Annotated in this window: 2 protein-coding genes and 1 pseudogene; all 3 read right to left on the bottom strand. The window is 32.7% G+C overall.

Features of this window, described 5'->3' with window-relative positions; translation table 11 throughout:
• Positions 1 to 558: ORF6N domain-containing protein (locus tag HN894_00145; GenBank protein ID MBT7141715.1), on the bottom strand; the 558-nt coding region annotated here is incomplete at its 3' end.
• A gap of 777 nt (positions 559 to 1,335) precedes the next feature.
• Complete coding sequence (locus tag HN894_00140) at positions 1,336 to 1,842, bottom strand: hypothetical protein (protein ID MBT7141714.1); 507 nt, start codon at positions 1,840 to 1,842, stop codon at positions 1,336 to 1,338.
• A gap of 919 nt (positions 1,843 to 2,761) precedes the next feature.
• Positions 2,762 to 3,031 (bottom strand): annotated as a pseudogene (locus tag HN894_00135) (RHS repeat-associated core domain-containing protein).
• Positions 3,032 to 3,171: the final 140 nt, after the last annotated feature.

The raw sequence follows: 3,171 nt of genomic DNA, 5'->3' as shown, positions 1-3,171 counted from the left end.
TTCATCAGATGTTATAAATCCTATTCGTTTTCTGTTTTTTTGTTCTAATTCTTGTTGTTTTATTTCTTCAAACTGCTTTATGTATTCAAAAATCAACATTATTTTATCATCATGTTCTATTCCTTTGCGTTCTAATTCATCAAGCTTCTTTAATATTTCCTGATGTGTTTCAAGTAGTTCACGCATTTTAGTAAAAACCCTGATGATTTGTATATTTACTGTTATAGCAGCTTCACTATTCAAAACACTTGATAACATTGCAACTCCTTGTTCTGTAAAAACTAATGGTGGTTTTCGTAGTCCCATCTTTTCTTTATTGGATATCACAATTTGTGATTTCCAATTTTTAAACTCTTCGGTGGTCATCTGGAACATAAAATCATCGGGAAAACGTTTTATATTTCTTCTAACTGCTTGATTTAATATTCGCGTTTCAACTCCGTACAACTCAGCTAAATCACGATCTATCATGACTTTTTTATTTCTTATTACATAAATACTACTTGCAATTTTTTCGTCAGGTAGTATCTGCAAATCTGTATTTTTTTTTGGTGTCATATTTATTCAATTTTGCGCAAAAGTATAATATTAAATTGGATATCACGGATTGAACATTTATTTTTTCATTGCAAAGGATGATGTTTATTAATGGCATTCTTCAGCTCTTCTAATCCTGTTTGTTTGTATTCTTCGGTGCTGGCAGCTCTTCGGTGTCCTGCAAATACTTGTATTATTCGTAAATCATTTCAGGGTTTCTAAACCACAAGTTGCAAACTTGCGGCAGTTGGGAGGAGCTTTTGTGTTGCAAATACCGTAAACCATTTTGCTGACAAATTTTGCCTCGTTCCTGAAGGACGATTTGCCAGCAAAATGGTTTACTACATTATATTACAGAAATTGCATATTTGTTGTAAGACTTTTTTTAGTTGATGTATTACTTCTATAACACATATTATAAATTCTATCCATCTTATCTACAATGCAGCTTCTCTGTCCATTATTTACTTCCTTCAGGACCGAGGCAAAAAATAATGGACAGAGAAGCGGTTTCATAAAGATACAAAGAAACCGAATGATGAAGTGAATAAAATGAAGCCCGAAGAAAAGAAAATGGTTTATACTTTCTTAGATGCTTTCATTACTAAAACAAGATTGCAAACTTTATTGTAAAACAAAAGCCCCGATAAATCGGGGCTTTTAGAAAAATCAAAAATGATTTTTTATTTGTTTTTAAACTGCACCGACAAAATGTTGGCGGGAGCTGGTGTTCGTGTTATTATACGCACGGATTGCAAATCCTCGCTAGCGAGCACAAATACGCACTTGTAGTAGAAATTATTTGTGATTTGTAGAATCTCCATCATGTGAAATACTAATTATTGTAGTATTACTTATTTCTATTCCTTGATAAAATCCATTTCGTTCTGCACCTTTTCGTCCATAGCAAGTTGCATATATTAGTTCTTCTAATGCATGAAATTCCTTTTTACTATATTCTAAATCCGCAAAAAGAGTTTCCAATGTTTTTCTAAAACTTTTTTCATTACTAATTTCTAAAACTTCATTTTTATAGATTAGATTTTCTATACAAAGTTCTTCGTTTATGGAAAAAAACAAAGTGTCCTTAAAATGATTCATTCCATACAATTTCCCATTAGCAATTCCATATCCGTGATCGTTTCTTGCTGGAACAAAGCCAGTAGAATGCACTTCAATAGTTAAATTAGATTTTTTCGCAAAAAAAGTTGTAGTAATATCAAAATTATGCCCATAATCGCAACCAAATAATACAAGAAATATTATAAAGTTAAATCTTTGTTTATATAGAATCTTTAAGTTCATATTTCTATCTATTTAGTTGTCCTGAAATGGATATATTAAAATGAAACTGTGTGGTAAATGGTCTAAATCCTCTTTGATGCTGTAACACCCACTGTGACCTAAGACCTTCACCTACCCCAACATTTCTCATGTCAAACATACCTTCACCAACATGAGTATCCCCCTCGTCAACTCCAAAATTATCCGATAATACTATTCCAACTTGAGCAGTATAAGCATTATCCTGAAAGGTAATCGATTGTAAAGTTAAATCAATTTGTTGAGTACCTCCTATTGTTGCTAAAAGAGAGGGGTCAGAAAAGCCCCAAGATGGTCTATCAATACTATTAATATTTAAATCACTGTAATTACCATCATTTGCTTGCATTTGTTCTTGAAATTCAGAAGTGATATCATTAATCATTGTAGAATACTCATCTGTATTTCTAATTTCATTTTCCATGAGAGTACTAGTAAAAGGATTTCCAGAATTTTGACGAAAATGAGTTACTTCGGCAAGTCCTGCAGCCTCCATCCTTCCAAATGTGCCATCGGACATAGCGTCATTAAATTCTACAAATAATTCATCATTTGTCATGGCAATTTCATCACTAAATCCTTCTTGATTGTTTGGTATTATTCCCGTTCCTAATGTAATGTTACCAGACTCTGCACCTTGTCCCCTCTCCAACCTTCCACTTCTACCTATGTCCAAGCTTTTGTTTGGATCAGAAATATTTATTTTTTGACCTATTTGTCGAGTTGGTGTTTTAACTCCTGTAGCCATTCCCATTTGTGCTAATGATACAATAGGACTTTTTGCGTTGTTAATAATGTCAGGTTCTGGCTTAAATTCCTCCAACCCATCCAAATCAATAAAAGTAATAGGTTTATTACCTGCATATTGATATGGGGTGTAGTGTGGATATTCAAACTGCAAAGGATCCACACTCACAAACCGACAAAGCCAAGCCGAATAATATCTTGCTCCGTAATAGTACAATCCGGTTTCTTCATCTCTTTCTTTTCCTACATATTTATATCTTTTCAAGGAAACTTCAGTTTCAGAAGAACCAGAACGATAACTTGTTGTCCCAAACGGATGGTACTCTTCGTAAGAAATAATTGCAGCATTTTCATCAAGTTCTAAACATGCACTGCCCAAATGATTACTATATTGATATCTTTGATTGGTTGTTGGTGAAGAAATGCTAAAGTTTCCTTAATTTTTCAATTCAAAACTTCTCTACGCTACAATTAACAAAGCATAACGAATTTTCAGAAGTGGAAGTTACCTTTTTATAAAAAGGAGTCTCAATAATTGTATATTTACTTGACTAAAAATAAAAC

It is taken from the genome of Bacteroidota bacterium, from assembly GCA_018692315.1.
GTDB lineage: Bacteria > Bacteroidota > Bacteroidia > Bacteroidales > JABHKC01 > JABHKC01.
This window is presented reverse-complemented; position numbering and strand designations above follow the sequence as displayed.

Excerpts from the sequence above, each read along its gene's own strand:
- HN894_00140 (MBT7141714.1), bottom strand. The coding sequence starts at position 1,842 with ATGAACTTAAAGATTCTATATAAACAAAGATTTAACTTTATAATATTT.